Genomic DNA, 5,605 nt, shown 5'->3' on the forward strand with positions numbered 1-5,605 from the left:
GCCCGTCATGGGCCTTCTGAGTATCTGCTTAACATAAAATTCTTATACGCAGCCCAGATGTTAAAACCTGATTAAAGGGTCTGTTTTTTATCAAACATATTTTCATGTGCTAAATGACATCAAAAAAAGAGTTTTTTTAGTTTTCATGTGCTAAATGAAAAATTAAATAACATAAGATGCTGTTTTTAAATGATTTATTAATTTTTAAAATAGGACTAAATTCAGTCAAAAAGATAGTAGATAATAAATATTCAAAAACACTAAAATTAAAATTATATTAAATATCAATATATTAAATAAAAACCATGTTTTGAATTTTGAAACAATTTTAGTGCAATTTATAAAAAATATTTTTCACTATTTAATTGTGTAAATAAATCAATAACTTGAATTTTAAAAACATGTTTTTATGTGATAAATGACGATCAAAAATAGCATTTGCCTAGTTTTCATGTGATAAATCGCGTTGACAATTACATATTAGAGAGTCGTTCAAATGCTTTCTGATGACGAATTAATATCTTTTCTGTCAATAATTTAATGATCTTTTCTCCTTCCAGTCCTGACAGATCAAGAGTTTTTGTCGCTTTAATTTTTGGTCGATCAACAATCTCAACGCCATATTTCTTCATTTTAAACCTTTTTAGAAATAGTAGAATTTCAAACTCAAAAAAATCGCTGAAAGTATTGCAGTTACAGCGATACCGCCTACTTTATTGCCTATTCTATTTTTAGAAAATAGGAAAAAACCCACTCCGACTGCCATAAAAAATCCAACGGCCAAAGAAATTCGGCCTTGAGATGGTTCAACATTAAAGATTGAACCTATGACCAATTCAAAAAAAAGAGCCGTCGCAAAAAAGACAGTGAATGCTAGACCAGCCACGATAAAGCCACTGGAGAAATCTTTAAAAAACACATTATCTTTTTGCATGAAAACACACCATTTCTTTAAAACTGTTGGCTAAACGTTTGTTTTTAATAATGTAACTGGGTACTTCAAGTTTAATCGGTGATTTACGATTAAAGTAAGAGAGGTACAGTGTAAGAATGGTTCGATTTAAGTTAAAAATATCCTGACGAACCCCACGGAATCGAGATAAAAGCCATAATTTCTGCAATTCTTTCTGTACCGCTTCATCCTGCACAAGGGGCTGCTTAGAATTTTTCTGATGTTTCTTAAAAACATCTGTGATCTGTCCTTTTTTCAGCTCGATAAACTTTTTATGCAATCGCCACGTCCAGCCCTGAGCCTGTGTTTGAGGAATCTTTTTTTGTTTGCGCTGTTCAGCCGTATAAGGGATCTGTGCCAGTTCATATACTGGCACTGAATCCAGATGTTTCTCAGAAATTTTGTTCGGTACACTGTGATAGATCAGACGGTTTTTTCTCTCTAAAACCGATGAAAACTGCTCTATCTCTGATTTATCCAAATCGTATTCACGTTGTAAAACTGCACCACAGATGAAGGCAATGCCACGCATCTCTTTCGGCATGGTACACATCAAACAAAGCCTAATTTTCTCTGCCGAATACAAACTCTGATTGAGGAGCACAATTAAATCGACTACGGGTTTTTTCTGCAGACGATAGTTTCTTTGCCGTGCCGTTTGGTCAAGCGCATAGCGTTGTGTGAATTTTTGAATAACACTTTCAGCCCGATTAAGAGGCACATCAATTTGACAAAAATACTCGGAACCCAAGCTGACACGATCAAGAATATCTCTTAAATACTCATCCGTTTTTACACAAAAATAGATCATCGCCACGCCTTCAAAATATGGTAATCCTATCGGGTAAATATAGCGCATTTTCTAGAAAATTAGTAATCCTATCGGAAGCCTTTTAAATCGTGTTTTATAAGCCTGCGGAGCAGGCAATTTTTCAGGTGATGGTAATTGAATATATGGTTGTTCCTTGCGATTTGCGTTTAGCACAGTTTCTGCTATGCTGAGGGTGTTCAAAACGATTCATTTTGAGTTGGTCACAACTTAAAACGTGTTGAACCGTGATCCGAGCGCAATCGGAGCAATCCCCCCTGAAGATTTCACAGCTGATCGCTGACACATTCATTTTTTAAAAATGCTTTGTGCTCTTTCGTCATGTCTGTATCCGAAAAATTTGCTGATATTTTTTTCACAAATTCTTAAATCAGTTCTCAAACTTCTTGAGCACGATCACAAAGCGTTATGCGGAACTTACCTTTTTTCATCGGTGAGTTACCGCCACCGATGACGTTTTTTCACTTTATTGAACTGAAAGACGAACTAACCATTCGTTGATCGGTGAAGCTGCATGCGAGGGAAACCCAGCTGGTGCGGCTACGAAGAGGGCTTTAGGGTGAAACTCCCTATTTCTACTCAATCTAATTCCATTTTAATTTTGGCGTTGTTGGGCGACACGGACACGGAAACTACGGTGACGTAGATCAATCCTGTCTTACTTGAAGGTGAGCGATAAAGCATAGGATGTGCTTGAGCGTTAATAACCTCGCTTCAATCTGGGTAACTTGATTGTGGCGACTGTACTGGTGGGCTGTGAAGATAGAGAAAAACTATCCGATGTTGCAGTGAGAACCACTGACGAACATTCGGCACTTGTAAATACATAAGCAAGGTTGATTGGATAGCTTAAGCCAGTAACGGCATGATGCGTAAAACCGCAAGCATGCTGTACAGAAAATTTTGAATGCACGATTAAAGCTAAAGAGTCTTAACCCAATGCCAACCTAGAGCTTGGAACAACTGCTAGGGAAACATCAGGATGATATGGGTGAGCATAACGAATAGACTTGAGCGAAAGCAAGAAGTCGGGCATCAAAATGACAAGTAAGAATAACGTGGGAAGTTCGCTAAGATACTATTTTTGATAGATTTATTAGTTGGTGACTGTTAAATGAAAATAGCCTTATCTTAGAGGATGGGAGAGTAGTTGATTAAAGCGGCTGTATAAGTCGGGAGCATTGATATGCGAGACGTAATAAAAACTCAAGCATATTGGTGAGTAATGAAAGACTGCGCCGATTAATAGTTCGGTACTGTGAAAAAATAGCAATTGTGGTGATTGCGGAGAGTTGGTAGCTCTCAAAAAAGTTGTGATTAAGCTGGAACTTTCTGACTTAGTTGAATGTTTGTAATTAAATAAATGTGTTTTTCAAACACTAGGTATTACTTAAAACCTAATATCATTTTTTAACCTTAAAACCTGCACACATAAGTGTGCAGGTTTTTCCTTAACCCTGAAATGCGCTGATTTACGTTTTAAGGCCACTTTTTAAAATTATAACCACACCCTAATAAAGACATTGTAAACAGGCTAAAAACGCGAATATAAGCCTCTCAATCGTAAATTTAGAGCGAGTGTCTACGAGCGACCAATGAAAATTCGCGCCTAGACTCCCTGAAAAACAGCTTTTTAGGCTGTGAAGCCTAAATAAGCGTAAATCACATGCAGAAAATTGAGCCTAGATCGAGCGGAGCGAGTAAAAAAGCTTTATGAGCGAAGCGAATTCCGAGTTGCTCTTGCCTTTGCTTTTTCTCAAAGTCACAACTGGAAGAGCCAAAAAATTGCCCCACGAATCGAGCGAAAGCGAGATTCAATAGAGTTTGAGCGGAGCGAAAACCAAGGGCAATTTTTCATTCCCAGTGCTTTTAATTATTTTTAAGTTTTTAAATGCTTTTAAAAAGAGTGAAACCCTTTAATAGAAAGCTTTTCAAGGGTTATATATGGTGGTTTACCTACCAATATATGGTGGTTTACCTACCAATATATGGTGGTTTACCTACCAATATATGGTGGTTTACCCACCAATAGTGGGTAAAAAAATATTATTCAATAAATGGTATTGATATTATCAACCAACAAATATACATTAACCAACATCAGCAACGGAGCCAAAAATATGTCAAAGACAAAATTTAAAGGAAAAAATAATATGCTCGTTGTAAAAGATAATGCATTAATTGGCGCAAGCTATAATTTAGATGTTGTTGAACAGCGCTTAATTTTACTGGCCATTGTAGAAGCAAGGGAAACTGGCAAAGGAATTAATGCAAATGATGCATTAACCATTCACGCATCAAGTTACATACAACAGTTTAATGTAGAAAGACAAACAGCCTACCAAGCCCTTAAAGATGCTAGTAAGGATTTATTTGCACGACAGTTTAGCTATCAAGAGCTGTCGGCTAAAGGTAATCCGACCACAATCACAAGTCGTTGGGTTTCACAGATTGGCTATACGGATGAAGAAGCCAGCGTACAACTAATATTCTCACCTGCGGTAGTACCTCTAATCACACGATTAGAACAGCATTTCACTAGCTACGAAATGAAACAGGTAGCAAAGCTTTCGAGCAAATACGCTATGCGCTTGTACGAACTACTAATTGCATGGAGAAGTGTTGGTAAGCTAGAAATTAGCATAGAGGCAATTCGCAACAAATTAGGTTTATCTGTAAGCGAATATAAAGTGATGGGCGATTTCAAGAAAAGTGTCCTAGACCTTTCTGTTAAGCAGATTAATGAGCATACAGATATTAAAGTCACTTATGAGCAACATAAAAAAGGGCGTTCTATTTCGGGCTTTTCATTTAGTTTTAAACAAAAGAAATCAGCCAATAAACCAATCGAAAGTAAAAGAGATCCGAACACGTTAGATATCTTCTCTAAAATGACAGGTGCCCAACGTCATTTGTTTGCCAATAAACTGGCGGAGTTACCTGAAATGAGTAAGTACTCTCAGGGGACTGAAAGCTATCAACAGTTCGCTGTACGCATTGCTGAGATGCTTCAAGATCAAGAAAGGTTTAAAGAACTATATCCTTATCTTCAAAAGTTAGGCTTCAATGCAGCCTGAATTATAGACTTGATCATTTGTCTATTAGACAGTCTAATAGACAACAACTTTTGACAAGATTAGGCATAGTTTTACACCATGAAAAGTCTTTCAGTTCTTGAATTATCTAAGCTTTATAACATAAATAGACAAACAATTTACAATCATATAAATAAAGGAATTTTAAGTAAAAATTCTGATAATAAGATTGATTTAGCTGAAGCTATTCGAGTATTTGGTGAACCTGTAAGAAAACAGGATGTAAAAGAACCTGTAAAAGTAGACAGTCCAAATTCGGCAGAAGTTTTACTGCTTAGACAGCAGATAGACATACTAAAAAATCAGCTCGATGATGCAAAAGATAGGGAGTCGTTCTATCAGAATCAGATTGAAACAATGCAACGTCTTTTAGAGGCTCCAAAACCTCATATCCCAGCGTCTATTGACCCTGAGCCTACTCAGACTGAGCAAATGACAGAGGAAAAAGAAGAAGTCATTGCCATGCCGCAGAAAGAACCGGATACGAGTGAAAATAAGCGCATTCTAGTACTGGAGCACGTAGAACCGGAGCAGCCGAAAAGAGGGTGGTTGAGCCGGTTTTTCTTGCCGAATGGCTAAGAAGCTTGTTTAGGTGTACTAATCAAAGTTGTGAAACTTTGATCAAAGAATAGGCGTGGAACGTGAAGAATCAATAAAAAGCCGATCTAGTGCGCTGAACCCTAGAGCGGCTTTGACTAAGATATTGATGCTTATAGGAAAATTTCAAGC

Annotated in this window: 5 protein-coding genes; 2 read left to right on the top strand and 3 right to left on the bottom strand. The window is 37.0% G+C overall.

Annotation, left to right across the window (positions count from 1 at the left end):
* Nucleotides 1-473 precede the first annotated feature (473 nt).
* The 3 genes from ACX1N5_RS15515 to ACX1N5_RS15525 are packed head-to-tail and all read right to left on the bottom strand — an operon-like array spanning nucleotide 474 to nucleotide 1,763.
* Nucleotides 474-632, bottom strand: a complete 159-nt coding sequence (locus ACX1N5_RS15515; RefSeq protein ID WP_458803523.1) for an acetyltransferase — start codon at nucleotides 630-632, stop codon at nucleotides 474-476.
* An 11-nt stretch (nucleotides 633-643) separates the two neighbouring features.
* On the bottom strand, nucleotides 644-934 hold the full coding sequence (locus ACX1N5_RS15520; RefSeq protein WP_458803522.1) for a hypothetical protein: 291 nt from the start codon (nucleotides 932-934) through the stop codon (nucleotides 644-646).
* On the bottom strand, nucleotides 921-1,763 hold the full coding sequence (locus tag ACX1N5_RS15525) for a hypothetical protein (RefSeq protein WP_458803520.1): 843 nt from the start codon (nucleotides 1,761-1,763) through the stop codon (nucleotides 921-923). Before ACX1N5_RS15525 ends, ACX1N5_RS15520 begins: the two co-directional genes overlap by 14 nt.
* Nucleotides 1,764-3,901: 2,138 nt before the next feature.
* On the opposite strand from ACX1N5_RS15525, the gene repM reads away from it, so the two are divergent.
* On the top strand, nucleotides 3,902-4,858 hold the full coding sequence (gene repM, locus ACX1N5_RS15530; protein WP_458803516.1) for a replication initiation protein RepM: 957 nt from the start codon (nucleotides 3,902-3,904) through the stop codon (nucleotides 4,856-4,858).
* Between the two features lie 78 nt (nucleotides 4,859-4,936).
* The gene (locus ACX1N5_RS15535; RefSeq protein ID WP_458803515.1) at nucleotides 4,937-5,455 is read left to right on the top strand and encodes a plasmid replication DNA-binding protein; all 519 of its coding nucleotides are present in this window, start codon (nucleotides 4,937-4,939) and stop codon (nucleotides 5,453-5,455) included.
* Nucleotides 5,456-5,605 lie beyond the last annotated feature (150 nt).

The sequence above is a fragment of the Acinetobacter sp. ANC 4636 genome (assembly GCF_054454555.1).

Coding starts and splice junctions, on each gene's coding strand:
- ACX1N5_RS15535 (WP_458803515.1), top strand. CDS start 4,937: ATGAAAAGTCTTTCAGTTCTTGAATTATCTAAGCTTTATAACATAAAT.
- ACX1N5_RS15520 (WP_458803522.1), bottom strand. CDS start 934: ATGCAAAAAGATAATGTGTTTTTTAAAGATTTCTCCAGTGGCTTTATC.
- ACX1N5_RS15515 (WP_458803523.1), bottom strand. CDS start 632: ATGAAGAAATATGGCGTTGAGATTGTTGATCGACCAAAAATTAAAGCG.
- ACX1N5_RS15525 (WP_458803520.1), bottom strand. CDS start 1,763: ATGATCTATTTTTGTGTAAAAACGGATGAGTATTTAAGAGATATTCTT.
- repM (WP_458803516.1), top strand. CDS start 3,902: ATGTCAAAGACAAAATTTAAAGGAAAAAATAATATGCTCGTTGTAAAA.